The sequence below is a fragment of the Anatilimnocola aggregata genome, assembly GCF_007747655.1.
Lineage (GTDB): Bacteria > Planctomycetota > Planctomycetia > Pirellulales > Pirellulaceae > Anatilimnocola > Anatilimnocola aggregata.
This window is the reverse complement of the sequence record NZ_CP036274.1, coordinates 6,686,766-6,701,360: the sequence shown is the minus strand read 5'-3', so window position 1 is coordinate 6,701,360 and position 14,595 is coordinate 6,686,766. Positions and strand designations below refer to the sequence as shown.

8 protein-coding genes are annotated in these 14,595 nt (G+C 57.4%); 5 read left to right on the top strand and 3 right to left on the bottom strand.

Annotated elements, in window-relative coordinates; genetic code table 11:
• Window positions 1–45: 45 nt before the first annotated feature.
• On the top strand, window positions 46–1,452 hold the full coding sequence (locus tag ETAA8_RS25140) for a DUF1501 domain-containing protein (RefSeq protein WP_145095092.1): 1,407 nt from the start codon (window positions 46–48) through the stop codon (window positions 1,450–1,452).
• Window positions 1,453–1,509: 57 nt separating this feature from the next.
• On the opposite strand, the gene ETAA8_RS25135 is transcribed toward ETAA8_RS25140, so the two are convergent.
• From ETAA8_RS25135 to ETAA8_RS25125, 3 genes are all read right to left on the bottom strand, one after another.
• Window positions 1,510–2,847 (bottom strand): MFS transporter, encoded by a 1,338-nt coding sequence (locus ETAA8_RS25135; RefSeq protein WP_145095089.1) that lies wholly within the window; start codon window positions 2,845–2,847, stop codon window positions 1,510–1,512.
• On the bottom strand, window positions 2,835–3,578 hold the full coding sequence (locus ETAA8_RS25130; RefSeq protein ID WP_202921258.1) for a creatininase family protein: 744 nt from the start codon (window positions 3,576–3,578) through the stop codon (window positions 2,835–2,837). The genes ETAA8_RS25135 and ETAA8_RS25130 overlap by 13 nt, the downstream gene beginning before the upstream one ends.
• 156 nt (window positions 3,579–3,734) lie before the next feature.
• The gene (locus ETAA8_RS25125; protein ID WP_145095083.1) at window positions 3,735–4,532 is read right to left on the bottom strand and encodes a BtpA/SgcQ family protein; all 798 of its coding nucleotides are present in this window, start codon (window positions 4,530–4,532) and stop codon (window positions 3,735–3,737) included.
• Window positions 4,533–4,690: 158 nt separating this feature from the next.
• Here ETAA8_RS25125 and treY point away from each other — a divergent pair, with 158 nt between their 5' ends.
• The 4 genes from treY (at window position 4,691) to ETAA8_RS25105 (ending at window position 14,433) form a co-directional block, all read left to right on the top strand.
• Window positions 4,691–8,011: a malto-oligosyltrehalose synthase gene (treY, locus tag ETAA8_RS25120; protein WP_145095080.1), complete on the top strand. Its 3,321-nt coding sequence runs from the start codon at window positions 4,691–4,693 to the stop codon at window positions 8,009–8,011.
• 31 nt (window positions 8,012–8,042) lie between these two features.
• Window positions 8,043–9,650, top strand: a complete 1,608-nt coding sequence (gene malQ / locus ETAA8_RS25115) for a 4-alpha-glucanotransferase (protein ID WP_145095076.1) — start codon at window positions 8,043–8,045, stop codon at window positions 9,648–9,650.
• A gap of 113 nt (window positions 9,651–9,763) precedes the next feature.
• On the top strand, window positions 9,764–13,123 hold the full coding sequence (treS, locus tag ETAA8_RS25110) for a maltose alpha-D-glucosyltransferase (protein WP_145095073.1): 3,360 nt from the start codon (window positions 9,764–9,766) through the stop codon (window positions 13,121–13,123).
• Window positions 13,124–13,401: 278 nt separating this feature from the next.
• Window positions 13,402–14,433 carry a DUF1559 family PulG-like putative transporter gene (locus ETAA8_RS25105; protein WP_449224064.1) on the top strand — a complete coding sequence of 344 codons (1,032 nt, stop codon included), beginning with the start codon at window positions 13,402–13,404 and terminating at the stop codon, window positions 14,431–14,433.
• Window positions 14,434–14,595 lie beyond the last annotated feature (162 nt).

Below are 14,595 nucleotides of genomic sequence, written 5' to 3'. Positions count from 1 at the left end.
CGCCTCTCCTTCGCCCGCCTTGGTTCGTTTTTAGGAAGCTTAGTCATGCTCACCTTTCATGATGGAAATTCGCGCTTCGGACGCCGTGACTTCCTCCGCGTTGGCGGCCTCGCGCTCGGTGGACTAACACTGCCGCAGTTGCTCGCCCAGCGTGAAGCACTGGCCGGCTCGGCTAACTCCAAGGCGAAGGGGCTCCGCGATCGTTCAGTGATCTTTGTCTTCCTGCATGGCGGGCCGAGCCAGATCGAAACGTTCGATCCCAAGATGACCGCTCCCGCTGGCGTGCGCAGCGCGACCGGCGAAATCTCGACCAAGTTGCCCGGCATTACCTTCGGCAGCACGTTTAGCCGGCTGGCGAGCATGAACGACAAGTTCAGCATCGTCCGCTCGTTCCGCACGGGCGATGCCAATCACGATATCAAGCCCATCGTCGGCAAGCACACGATGGGGGCGAACATGGGTTCGCTCTACTCGCGCATTGCGGGAACCAATCATCCGGTCACTGGCATGCCGATGAACGCGGCGCTGTTTCCTCGGGCCGTCGACCCCAGCACGCAAGCGGAACAGAATAAGTTCGGCAAGTTTGCCTCGACCGGTAGCCTGGGAACTGCCTACGCGCCGTTCTCCCCAGGTGGCGAAGGGAACTTTCAGAAAGACCTCGAACTGCGACTGTCGCGCGATCGCGTCGAAGATCGTCGCAATCTTCTTGCTGGACTCGATCGCTTGCAACGCGGGCTCGATTCAGACGGCAACCTGCTCGGGGCCGATCGTCTGCAGCAGCAGGCCTTTCAAACCGTACTCGGCGGCATTGCCAAGGCCTTCGACCTTTCAACCGAAGATGCCAAGACGGTGGCCCGTTACGATACGGCCCCACTCGTTCGTCCCAATCAGATCAACCCCAAGTGGAAGAACTACAACAACTACGTCGACAACGCCAAGTCGCTGGGCAAACTCTTGCTGCTGGCTCGCCGCCTGTGCGAAACGGGCTGCGGGTTCGTCACGGTCACCACCAACTTTGTCTGGGACATGCACGCGGATGTGAACAACACGGGCGTGGAAGAGGGGATGCAATACATGGGCAACCCGCTCGATTACGCTCTCTCGGCCTTGATCGACGATTTGCACGAGCGCGGGCTGAGCGAGAAAGTGCTCGTAGTCGTATGTGGCGAAATGGGGCGCACGCCGCGAATCAATAAGAACGGCGGTCGCGATCACTGGGGTGGCTTGTCGCCACTGCTATTGAGCGGTGGCGGGCTGAATATGGGCCAGGTTATCGGTCAGAGCACCGACGATGCGGGCGAGCCACACACCGAACCGCAGGAACTCGATAACCTGCTGGCCACCGTCATGCATAGCTTGTTCGATTTGGGTCAGGTTCGCCTCATGACCGGCATGCCACAAGATCTGGTCCGCGCCATTACCACCCCGAAGCCCATCACCGGGTTAACTTAAACGTGGCATAGGCTTCCAGCCTGTGTGAGCAGCGAACAGATACGACAGGCTAGAAGCCTATCCCACGGACTTCTCTTCCGGCGAGTCTGGCCACAGCAGCGCGAGCGCCAAGCAGCCGATGAGCGGCACTTGGCCGGCCCAAAACAGGCCGGTCGCGTACGAGTGCGAAACATCGATGCTGCGCCCCACGATGGGCTGCATGACCGACGTGATGATCCACGTCGTGGCACCGAACACGCCAGTCACCATTCCTAGTCGGCGGGTCGAGAGTTCCTGCGAAAGGGAGTAGTACACCGGGAACAAGCCGAGCGTGCCAGCGGCGATGATCAAAAACACGGCGAGCAATATGGGGCCGGCGGGCATTTTCGCAGCCACGGCCGTCAGCATCGCTCCGGCTGTACAGACCGCGAAGACCGCCAAACGAGCGCGATTGAGCGATAGCCAGCCCCCGGCCAGACCTTTCACCGCTGCCCCAGCGGCGATGCAGCCGACGTCGGCCACCAGGTAGAACGCCATGATGAAATAGAACATGAACGTCTCGCTGTACTTGTGCTCTTCTTGCAGCAACAGTGGCATCCACACGCGCAAATACTGCCAGGTCATGTTGATGGTCACCACAATCGAGAGAAGCACGGCGATCTTCAAAAAGATAGCACGCGTCCAGATCGGTGGCGCAGTCTCACCGCTGGCTGGCGCTGGGGCCGCTTTCAAGCGCAGGTCAGAATCGCGCACCAAAAGCAGCCAGGGAATGACCCAAGTCATACCGGACAAGCCAATGACAATGAACGGCCGCCGCCAACTGGACGAGTCTTCGGTAAGCATCACCATCACCGCGAGAGGAGTGAGCACAGCGCCGACCGAAGCCCCGCTTTGCAGCACGCTGTTGCCCAAGGTTCGATCGGCCCCCGATAGCAACCTTTGCGTCGTGATGAGTGCGCAAGGCCAATGCCCCGCTTCGCAAAAGCCCAGCAGTACGCGGCAAACGAATAACCCCAGGTAACCGCCGTCGCTACTCTGGCCCGTCATGCCGAGCCAGGTGTGATTGTCTCCCACAATCGGCAGCAGTGCTGCGCCAATTTCGGCGCTCCAGGCGGTGGCGACACCGGCCAGTGACCAGCCGATCAGCACCAGTGGATAGAGCCAACGGACACTGAACCGATCCGCCAGCAGACCGTTCACGATGGCTCCGGCAGCAAAGGCCAGCCCAAAGCCCCACTCGAGCATGCCGTACTGCTCTTTGGAGAGCGAAAACTCTTCGATGATTCGCTTCGACATGGCCGACAGCGTTTGGCGATCCAAATACATCAGCATGGTTGCCAAGAACAACATGCCGCAGATCGTCCACTTCCAATAGCCCGGCCGGGCTGGAGTGGAATCGTCGCTTAACCGTTCCATGATTTGCCATCCCAGGCCAGCATCCGCTCGATATAGGTAACAACGTCTGCCGTGAACACGCTGAACAGCGTTTCACCTTTCTCGGCAGTCGCCTTGCGCGGATCGCCAATGTGTCCGGTCGGGGTTCGTTCTTTTGTGATCCAACCGCGGCTCCCCGGCTCAAAGGGATTGCCGAAGTCGACGTTCACGGTCTTGTTCAGGTCGGTCACCAGGTCTGGGCGAATGCGGAGCATCATCGACGTCTCCCATTCGCAGGCGTGCCCCATGCGGCGTTGTTCGAGCGCGGAATCGAGTTCGTAGGGTTTGCCACCGAGCAGCCAATAGGTGGCGTTGAGAAGCAACAGGTCGTTCCGCTGGCGATGTTTCTGCCGCAGTTCAAAGACCACCTGTTGCCCGGGCACGTGATTGCCGCCGTGGCCGTTGACCAGCACAATCCGCTGAAAGCCGTGCGTGATCATGTTGTCGATCAGATTGCTCAGCAGGTCGAGATAAACCCGCGGGGCAGCTGTCATGGTGCCGGCAAAGTCGATGTGATGTTCGGAATTGCCCAGCCACATCAGGGGCGTGAACAGGACTTTCGTTTTCAACTGCTCGTGGGCCCGGCGAATGACTTCGCCCAGCAGCAGGCTATCGGTGAACACCGGCATATGATGGCCGTGCTGTTCGATGGCAGCGATGGGAATGACGACCGGCGTCGTCTTGGGCAACGCGGCCACAGCAGGCCAATTCATTTCAGCCAATAGCACAGGCGGGCTCCGGCAGAGGTGGGAAGGCGGGAAGTGAAATGCAGCGAACCGCGTGGCAGCTTAACGGATGAACGGGGCGGTAACAAGAAAGAGCGGCATTCACTGCGAGTTTTCTCGTGTTTTCCGGCCACCCGCGGAAACTTAAGCGAGCAAACTCAGCAGTTCCTTTACCCGCTGCGGATCGACCCCGTTCGTCGCCACGCCATCGACTTTCAGCGACGAGCCCACAATGACGGCCGCAGCTTTGCCGCGCAGATTGGCGATGTTTCTGGCTGATACGCCGCTGCCGACGATTACGGGCTTGCCTGCGGCAGCCGTAATGACTTGCTGCAAATCATCAAGGCTGGTCGCAGCGCCGGTGCTGCGACCGGTGACGATCACGGCATCGGCATGCGCGCGGTACACGAGGTCGCCGACTTCGTCGCTGATGGGGCGTGGCGCGAGCGGAGCGGAATGTTTGACGTCGACATCAGCCCAGATTTGAATAGCCCCGGCATTCAAGCGTTTTCGCTCACGCAGTAACTCGTGCGCTTGCCCTTGGATGATTCCTTGATCGGTCACGCGCGCGCCAGTCAACACGTTCACGCGAATGAATTCGCCCCCCGCTGCGGCCGCCACTGCGAGCGCAGCCAGGGCATCGTTCCGCAGCACATTCACGCCGCAAGGAATGGTGGCGGCCAGACGTTTGACCTCAGCGAGTAGCCAGGTCAATTGGGCAATGGTCGCCGGTGGCACGCAGCCGGGCTCGAACGGAGTATCGCCAAAGTTTTCGATCATCAGTCCGTGTACGCCACCGCTGACAAGCGCTTCGGCATCGCGGAGCGCCTGATCGCGAATGTCCAACAGACTCAATTCACTCCGCGGCGTGCCCGGGAGTGGCCACAAGTGGACCATGCCAATCACCGGCAATGGCAATTTCTTCCAACTATTCCAAGGCATCGTAGGCTTCTTCCGTTTTGACCTCCAGTGTAACGTCCTCGACCGAACCTTGGCTGCAAATCGTTCAACGAATCTATCTGCAAATCCGGCACGGTGTTTGTAAGTTATTTCTGTGTAATGGCTTGCGACATGTGCCTCGGGTCGCAAGACGCATCGGCATGCCGCTTGCTCTGCTGGCGGCGAAGTTCTGCCCTCGGCAGCGCCGCGCGCTGCAAGGGCCTGCAGCAGCTGCGACCCGCTGGTGGCTGAATGCTCGAAGTGTTAAGGAAGGTGCATTGCCGATGACGTCCCTGCCAGCTGCTGAACAGACTCTCTCTCCCAATTCTGAACTGCTGGAGGAAACTCCGTCGGCAAGGCTAATTGCCTCGCTAGATTCCTCGCACTTAGCGAGTGAGTCGTTATTGCAGAAAGAACCTCACATGTCGTTGGCCGCTGCCGGAGATACCGAAGGTCTTCTCGCCGCCGAGTGGATGGCGGTTGCCGAGCGCCAGGCTCAGCAGCAAGTGCAACCCGCCGCGACTTATCGTTTGCAGTTGCATCACAAGTTTCGCTTCACTGATGCCACCGCGATTATTCCCTACTTGCAACGCCTCGGCGTAAGTCATTGCTATGCTTCGCCATACCTTAAAGCGGTCACTGGCAGCGAACATGGCTACGACATCGTCGATCACGGTCAGCTGAACCCTGAGATCGGCAGCGAACAGGATTTTGATGCCTTTGTGGCCGCGCTTCGCCAGTCAGGCATGGGGCATATTCTCGACTTCGTTCCCAATCACATGGGTGTCGCCAGCAATGACAATCTCTGGTGGCAAGACGTGCTCGAAAATGGCCCCAGTTCTCAGTTCGCGATTTACTTCGACATTGATTGGTCGCCGCTCAAATCAGAACTTGCCAACAAAGTCTTGCTTCCTGTTCTGGGCGATCAATTTGGCCGCGTTCTCGAGAACCAGCAGTTGCAATTGGAATATGCCGATGGTTCGTTCCTATTGCGATACTACGAGCGCTCGTTTCCCATTGCCCCCCGCACTTACTCGCTGATTCTCGGCCATCGTCTGGAGGAATTGACGACGGCACTCGGTGCGGAGAATCCCGCAGCCCTCGAATATCAAAGCATTCTCACGGCCATCAATCACCTCCCGCCGCGCGAAACAACCGATCCGGCACAACGGGCCGAGCGCGATCGCGAGAAAGAAATCATCAAGCGCCGACTAAGAACGGTGGCGGATCAAGAACCGACGATTCTCAACTTTATTCAGAAGAACGTGCAACAATTCAATGGTGAAGCGGGAAATCCACAGAGCTTCGACCGCTTGGAACAACTGCTCGAAGATCAGGCTTATCGCTTGTCTCATTGGCGCGTGGCTTCTGACGAAATCAATTACCGTCGCTTCTTCGATGTGAATGGCCTGGCGGCCGTTTGCATGGAACAGCCAGAAGTCTTTGCCCGTTCGCATGCCTTCGTGCTCAAGCTGATTGCCGATGGAAAACTCGATGGCCTCCGTATCGATCACGCGGATGGGCTTTACGATCCGGCCGGCTATCTGCTCAATCTGCAGATCGAGCGCTGGTTGCAGTTCTGTCGCGCGGAGTACGACCGCGTCGCAGTGCAGTCCGCCACTCAAACAGAACCAATGCTTCCCTGGGAATCGTTCGTACCTCGCCTCCGACAACTGGTGACGGATCGCTACCGCACCACAAAATCGATTGAAGCGAGCAAAGCGCTGTATGTAGTTGTCGAGAAAATTCTCGAACGCAACGAACGACTTCCCATCGATTGGCCCGTCGCCGGAACTTCGGGCTACGATTTTCTCGTCGACGTGAATAGCCTGTTTGTCGACAGTCGAAATGAAAAAGCAATTACTTCCATCTATGAGCGGTTCATCTCGGATAAGCCCTCTTTTGAAGAAATGACCTATCACAGCAAACGGCTGATCATGAAGGTCTCGATGGCGAGCGAACTCCATGTTCTCAGCCATCAGCTCGACCGCATTTCCGAATGTCAGCGCTGGTCGCACGACTTCACGCTCAACGGACTAACATTGGCGCTGCGCGAGATTGTCGCCTGTTTTCCGGTCTATCGCACTTACACCGTGGGCGACCAGGTCCGCGAGCGCGATCGTGCCTACGTCGAACAAGCCGTTGCCCGCGCGAAGCGCAAAAACCCAGCTGATAGCCATCACGTCTATGACTTCATTCGCGAAGTGTTGTTGCACGGCAATTTAGAGCGAGCGTCCGAGCGCGAGCGCCAACTGCGTTTAAATTTCGTCGGCCGCTTCCAGCAGTTTACTGGCCCCATGATGGCCAAGGCGGTCGAGGACACCACTTTCTATCGCTATCTGCGGCTCATCTCGTTAAACGAAGTGGGCGGCGACCCGAGTCGTTTCGGCTTGAGCACGACCGCCTTTCATCAACAGAATCTCGATCGTCAGAATCGCTATCCCCGCTCACTCACTTGCCTCTCGACTCACGATACCAAGCGCAGCGAAGATGTCCGTGCGCGGATTAACACCCTCTCCGAAATTCCCACTCGCTGGAAAGAATGCGTGCTCCGATGGTCGCGCTGGAATAAGCGAAAAAAGATCAAGGTCGATGGCGAGCTGGCCCCGAGTCGCAATGACGAGTACCTGCTTTATCAAACCCTGCTCGGCAGCTGGCCAGCGGCCTCTCTTTCGGGTTCGGCGCTCGACGAATACATCGAACGTATTTGCCAGTACTTGAGCAAAGCCCTGCGTGAGGCCAAGACGAATTCGAGCTGGATCGCGCCGAATGAAGCCTACGAACATGCCACGCACGATTTTGTAAAGGCTATTCTAGCCGTCGAGCCAGCGAGCGCGTTCCGAGTCGATTTCGAGCCCTTTGCCGATCTGGTAACGCGCTGGGGTTGGTGGAACTCGATGTCGCAAACGCTGCTGAAATTAACATCTCCCGGAGTTCCCGATACTTATCCCGGCACCGAAGTCTGGAGCTTGACGCTTGTTGATCCCGACAATCGTCGCCCGGTCGATTTTCGCCTTCTCGACGAACGACTGCGGGCGTTGGAACACCGTGCTAAGGATCCCGGCCGCGCCGCACTACTGAAGAATCTGGTTGAACGGGCTACGGATGGCAACATCAAGCTGTTCATTCACCAGCAGGCTTTGCAATTGCGGCGTGAGTTACCCGAGTTGTTCACTGGCGGGCAGTACGTACCGCTGGAGGTGAGTGGTTCGCAAGCCGAGCACATTTGCGCGTTCGCGCGCATCCACGAAGGCAAACAGGCAATTGTCATTGTGCCGCGGATGATCGCCAGCCTCGTTCCGGGCGGGAATGCACCTGTTGGCGATAGCGTGTGGATGGATGCCGCCGTTTTAATGCCGGCATCGCTACGCGGCGAAGGTTGGCAGAACGTATTTAGCACCGAACAGTGCGCGCTTGGCGAACGATTGCAAGCGGGCCTGGCGCTGGCGAATTTTCCCGTATCATTATGGTTGCGCAAGTAGGCGGAAATCTATCAAGTTGTAAGGAGACACCATGACTCGACCTGCCATTTCCGCCCATCGATCTTCGGGCATTCTCTGCCACATTACCTCACTCCCCGGCAAATTCGGCTGCGGCGACCTCGGGCCTGCGGCCGACGATTTCATTGATTTCCTGCAGCGAACCGGCCAAACCCGCTGGCAAGTCTTGCCGCTGGGCCCCACCGGTTATGGGGACTCCCCCTATCAGTGCTACTCTGCGTTCGCGGGCAATCCCCTGCTCATCAGCTTGGAGCGACTCGTCGACGATGGTTTGTTGACCGCGGCCGATTTGAAAGCTTTTCCGGTCTCCGCTGACGAAACCAAAGTCGACTTCGATCAGGTTCGCCCCGCACACGAAGCACTTTTACGGCGTGCTTACGACAACTACCGATCGCTTGCCAATGCGAAGCTAAAACTTGCGTTTATAGCGTTTCAGAATTCGCAAGCAGCCTGGCTGGCAGATTACTCCTTGTTTGCAGCTTTGAAAGAGTTTCATGGCGGCAGTGGTTGGACCGTCTGGCAAGCCGAATTCGCGCGGCGCGATCTCGATGCTTTAGCGCGTGTGCGCGTGGCCTTGGCAGAAGCCATTGAACGTCATGCATTCGTTCAATTCCTGTTCGCGCGGCAGTGGCAAGCCGTGCGCAAGCGCTGTCATGCCGCGGGAATTATGATCATCGGCGACGCGCCAATTTTCGTCTCGCACGATTCGGCCGACGTTTGGGCGAATCCCGACTTGTTCTATCTCGATGCGGCAGGGCAACCAACGGTCGTCGCCGGTGTGCCACCCGACTACTTTAGTGCGACGGGCCAGCGCTGGGGTAATCCGCTTTATCGTTGGCATCGCATGCACGCTAACGGTTATGACTGGTGGTGCCAGCGGATGGCTCACTCTCTGCAAATGTTCGATTTCGTTCGGCTCGATCACTTTCGTGGTTTCGAAGCCTATTGGGAAATCCCTGGTACCTCACCCACTGCAGTCGGTGGGCGCTGGGTGTTCGGTCCCGGCAAAGCATTATTCGAAGCACTCGCTGCCAAACTCGGCGGGCTGCCGATCTACGCTGAGGATCTGGGGCTAATTACGCCGGAAGTTGAACAATTGCGAGATGAACTAGGCTTGCCCGGCATGCGAGTGTTGCAATTCGCCTTCGGCGACGATGCCAAGTCACTCGACTATCGCCCGCACAATTACCCGCGCCACTGCGTGGTCTATACCGGTACTCACGATAACGACACAACCGTCGGCTGGTTTCTCAGCGCAGCAGGGGACGGCACCACGCGTAACAACGAACAGGTCGAGCGCGAGCGAAATCTTGTCTTGAGTTATGTAGGGGGCGACGGTTCCGAAATTCATTGGGATATGATCCGACAGGCACTGGGTTCGATTGCAGACACCGCCATTGTGCCCGCACAAGATTTGCTCGGACTTGGCTCCGCAGCGCGGATGAATCTCCCCGGTACCGGCACCGGGAATTGGTCCTGGCGGATGCCGCCCGGCGCGCTCACCCCCGCGATTGAAAAACGATTAGCTACTTTGACCATGATTTTCGATCGCGATCCCGTGTCGCCCGATGCACCACAAATACCTGTTACGAGAATTGTCGCCGAAAAGGCTCTTCATTAAGAGCTTCACAAACGTCAGCGCGCGAAAGACTCGGGCGTGGCACTTCAGTTGCTTTAAAAAATGCAGGGTGGTGAATGATTTCACCCCCAAGCATTCACTGAGGAGAGCACATCATGAGTGACCCGCAATGGTTCAAAGACGCCGTAATTTACGAACTACACGTTCGTGCGTTTCACGATAGTATTGGCGATGGCACGGGCGATTTTCGCGGGCTGACGCAAAAGCTTGACTACCTGCAAGACCTCGGCATTACCGCCATTTGGTTATTGCCGTTCTATCCTTCGCCGCTGCGGGACGATGGCTATGACATCGCTGACTACACGTCGATTCATCCCAAGTATGGCAACATGGAGATGTTTCGCGAATTTCTCTCTGCTGCGCATGCACGCGGGCTCAAAGTGATTACGGAACTTGTTCTCAATCACACCTCCGACCAGCATCCGTGGTTTCAGCGCGCTCGCCGCGCACCGGCGGGAAGTCCCGAGCGCGACTTCTACGTTTGGAGTGATTCGCCCGAGAAGTATCGCGACGCGCGCATCATTTTCCAGGACTTCGAAGTCTCGAACTGGACCTACGATCGCGTTGCCAAAGCCTATTTCTGGCATCGGTTCTACTCGCATCAGCCCGACTTGAATTTCGATAATCCTGCAGTCTGGGAAGCTCTATTTCCCATCATGGATTTCTGGCTGGAGATGGGCGTCGATGGCATGCGACTCGATGCCGTGCCTTATCTATACGAGCGCGAAGGGACGATCTGCGAAAACTTGCCCGAGACTCACACCTTTCTCAAAGCTGTCCGTTCGCATATTGAGCAGAAGTTTCCTAATCGCATGCTGATTGCTGAGGCGAATCAATGGCCCGAAGATGCTGTCGCCTATTTCGGCGACGGCGATGAGTGCCATATGTGCTTTCACTTTCCGCTGATGCCGCGCCTGTTCATGGCGATGCACACGCAGGATCGCTTTCCGATTGTCGATATTCTGGAGCAAACGCCGGCCATTCCCGATTCATGCCAGTGGGCTCTGTTTCTGCGCAATCACGACGAACTCACGCTCGAAATGGTGACCGACGAAGAGCGGGATTCGATGTATCGCGCTTATGCGCACGATCGCGATGCCCGCATCAACCTCGGCATCCGCCGCCGCCTGGCTCCCTTGTTAAGCAATAATCGCCGCCGCATCGAGCTGATGAATGGGCTGTTGTTTTCTTTGCCCGGGACACCCGTGCTCTACTACGGCGACGAAATCGGCATGGGGGACAATATCTATCTCGGCGACCGAAACGGCGTGCGCACTCCCATGCAATGGAGCGGCGATCGCAACGCCGGCTTCTCTCGCGCCAATCCGCAGAAGCTCTACCTGCCGATTATCATCGATCCGGAATATCACTACGAAGCCATCAACGTCGAAGCGCAGCAGTCGAATCCACACTCACTGTTGTGGTGGAATAAGCGTTTGCTCGGTTTGCGCCGGCAGCATCAGGCCTTCAGCCGCGGCACGATTGAGTTTCTTGACCCGCAGAATCGCAAAATTCTGGCCTTCGTACGAAAATATCAGGGCGAGACCTTGCTTGTAGTGGCAAACCTCTCGCGCTTCGTGCAGTATGTCGAGCTTGATTTGAGTTCGTTCGAAGGAATCGCCCCGGTCGAACTTTTTGGGCAGACTCCCTTTCCGCAAATCGGCAAACTCCCTTACCTGCTCACCCTCGGCCCACACACGTTTTATTGGTTCTCTCTTGGTTCGAAGACCGAAGCGATTGCCGCGGGGCTACCCGCGCGAGTGCCCGAATTGATCGTGCCCGCTTCCGCAATCAGTTGGGAGCAGATCTTTGCCGGCGCTGGTGACTTGGCACTCGCCGGGGTACTGCGCACCTACTTGCAGCGTACGATTCCCCAGCAAAAAGCAACTCGCAAGATTCGCGCGACGCACTTACGCGATGTTTTGGCCATCGCTCCCGGTATGTTCCATCTGGCAATCATGGAAATGGAATTTAACGAAGGCGATCCTGAGTCGCATGCAATTCCGTTGGGCTTCGCTCCGCTCGATGTGCTTGACGAATGGCCTGCCACACAACTCGGCAGAATCGTAGCTCGCCTGAAAGGAAGTCCAGATAGTGTCCAGGGAGTGCTCTACGACACTTCGGAAGTGCCGGCCTTTGCCCAGGCAGTTTTTGACGCCATTCAAAGTGGCCGCAGTGTTCCGGGGGCATTCGGTGGCGAGTTGGTGACGTCGAAGTTGCAAAGCATGCCTGTCGATGATTCATCGCTGCCACCCATGATCGTTACTACCGAGCACTTCAATCATTGCTATAACTTCGGCAACAAATGGCTGCTAAAGGTTTATCGGGGCGTGGAAGCAGGTCCCCATCCGGAGGTCGAGATTGGCACGATGCTGAGTGAGCAAGGGGCGCCGGTTTCTGTTGCGCCGCTGATCGCCAGTGTGGAATACAAACGCCGTAAGGCGGAACCGATGACCCTGGGGATCGTCACTCAGTATGTTCCGCACGAGTCCGACGCCTGGCAATATACGCTCGATTGCCTCAGCACGTTCTACGAACGCGTTGCGACACTGCCCGATCCTGATGCGACGCTGCGCGGCAGTAGCTTTAATCCGTTTGCTGCCGATCGAATGCTGCCGGAAATCGCGGAGGAACTAATCGGCAGCTATCTCGAGAATGTGCGCATTCTGGGACGCCGCTTGGGCGAATTGCATTTAGCGCTGGCGAATACTTCCGAACGACCCGCGTTTGCGCCGCTCGAATTCTCGCCACAGTACCAACGGTCGCTCTACCAAGCGATGCGCACGCAAGCCCTGGATGTGCTCTACGAATTATCACAGCAGCATAGTGCATTGCCCGTGGAATTGCGTCCGATGGCTGCTCAAGTGATTGAGAGCGAAGTTGCCATCCTCGCCTGTTTCCACCGCTTGATCGATCGCAAGCTGCCGATGCTAAGAACGCGCGTGCAGGGGGAGTGCCACTTGGGACAGGTGTTACATACCGGTCGCGATTTTGTCTTCATCGACCTGGAGGGGTTGCCGACGCAGACCATCGGCGAGCGGCGCATCAAACGCACACCGCTCAGCGATGTGGTGGGCATGCTCAGTTCGTTTGCCAGTGCTGCGATATCGACCCTCTATGGTTTGAGCACCGGGCGCGGGCGGCCGCAGGGGACAATTCGGGATGAAGATCGCCAGCGCCTTGGACTGTGGGGCCGGCTCTGGTTCAACTGGGTCGCTGGGACTTTTGTGCCGTCGTATGCTTCGACCGTCGCAGGCGTTCCCATCCTGCCCACAAGCGAAGCCGATCGGAAATTGCTGCTGACCAGCTTGATGCTCGACAAGTGGCTCAGCGAGTTGGAACTCGAGCTACAGCAGCGTCCCGATTGGACTCGCATTCCATTGCGCGGAATTCTGGCGACGCTCGATTGGGCAGAAGCCGAAGCAGCAGTCGGCCCGCCGCCCATGAAGGACTAAGTTTGCGTGACGACAGATTCGACATGCGCGCTGTAGTCGCCGACACCGGATTCTCCGCTTCACCGACAAGCAAAACGCATATCGGTCTAATTCCGCTTGTTTTGCGAAGAATCCTTCAAATTACCTCCCGTAGCATTCTGCGGCACTCCGCTTGCATCGGGCGGCAGGCCGACAACAAACGATGACGTTTGTTGCACACGAAATTGTTTCGAACCTTGCGCGTGACGTTCGCTCGCGGGGAACGAGGTGGTCCTGCGCGGGGAGCGGTAACAATGAAAATGTTGGTTCGGCGACGTGCGTTTACTTTGGTGGAGTTGCTCGTAGTGATGGCAATTATTGCCGTGCTCGTGGCGCTACTGCTGCCCGCAGTGCAGAAGGCGCGTGAAGCTGCGTCTCGAGCATCCTGCTCAAATAATCTTCGGCAAATTGCCCTTGCGATGCACAATCACGAAAATGCGCTGAGCTATCTTCCCGCCAGCAAGCGTACTACCAAGCCACAACGTAGCTGGGCTCCTGATATCCTGCCGTTCCTCGAGCAGGCGAACATGGTTAGCGACGCCAACTACGATCTCGATTGCAACTGGTGGCGCGATACCGACGAAGCGACGATGACCGCGATTCCGAACGGCACCACTGCAAAGAAGCACATTCGCGCGTTTATCTGCCCGTCGACTCCGATCCCGGAGCGAATTCAGAACAAGCTCGATTCATCGGCTGGCGACAAAGTGGGTGCCTGTGGCGATTATTTCGCCGTGGAAGGTGTTTCTTCGGCAATCAATACCGATCTGCCGACCGCCTACCAGATTAACTTTAATGGAGCTTCGTTCCTGGCTGGTGCACTTCGTCCATTCGAAGATGCCAACCCGAACATTCCGACTGGCAACACCTATCCTTACGCCTTTCGCAAGACGACCTTCAAGTCGATCACCGACGGCACTTCGAACACGATTCTGATGGGCGAATGTGCGGGCCGTGAAGACGTTTGGCGCGGCCGCGTGATGAGGCCTGCAGTGGCTGACACCATGAGCGCCAACTGCGCTCGTGCTCGTGGTGGCGCTTGGGCCACGAATGACAATCCCTACACCATCGGTGCTCGCGTCGATTGGTGTGGTGGCACAATCCCTGGCAAGATGAAGATCAACAGTTCAAACGAATATGGCTTCTTGTTTTACAGCTTCCACGATCGGGGAGCGAATTTTGCCATTGCTGATGGCTCTGTGGAGTTCATTTCCGATAAAGTCGCTCTGTGGGTGTTGGCTGCCTTGTCGACTCGGTCGGGTGGCGAGGCCCTGAGCGCGACAGATTACTAAAGTCGAATGTCTCAGCCAGAGATAAAGCCCCCTGCGGGAAGTCGTCCTGCAGTGGGACAGGATTTGTTTGTGCCGCTGGAGTGCCCATCGTGCCGCGCGCGCGGATGGGCACAGGTCGACCAGTTGGATCGCGGTATGCGCTGCCTGGAGTGCCGCGCCTGG

Coding starts and splice junctions, on each gene's coding strand:
- treS (WP_145095073.1), top strand. CDS start 9,764: ATGAGTGACCCGCAATGGTTCAAAGACGCCGTAATTTACGAACTACAC.
- ETAA8_RS25130 (WP_202921258.1), bottom strand. CDS start 3,578: ATGAATTGGCCTGCTGTGGCCGCGTTGCCCAAGACGACGCCGGTCGTC.
- treY (WP_145095080.1), top strand. CDS start 4,691: ATGCCGCTTGCTCTGCTGGCGGCGAAGTTCTGCCCTCGGCAGCGCCGC.
- malQ (WP_145095076.1), top strand. CDS start 8,043: ATGACTCGACCTGCCATTTCCGCCCATCGATCTTCGGGCATTCTCTGC.
- ETAA8_RS25135 (WP_145095089.1), bottom strand. CDS start 2,847: ATGGAACGGTTAAGCGACGATTCCACTCCAGCCCGGCCGGGCTATTGG.
- ETAA8_RS25140 (WP_145095092.1), top strand. CDS start 46: ATGCTCACCTTTCATGATGGAAATTCGCGCTTCGGACGCCGTGACTTC.
- ETAA8_RS25105 (WP_449224064.1), top strand. CDS start 13,402: ATGTTGGTTCGGCGACGTGCGTTTACTTTGGTGGAGTTGCTCGTAGTG.
- ETAA8_RS25125 (WP_145095083.1), bottom strand. CDS start 4,532: ATGCCTTGGAATAGTTGGAAGAAATTGCCATTGCCGGTGATTGGCATG.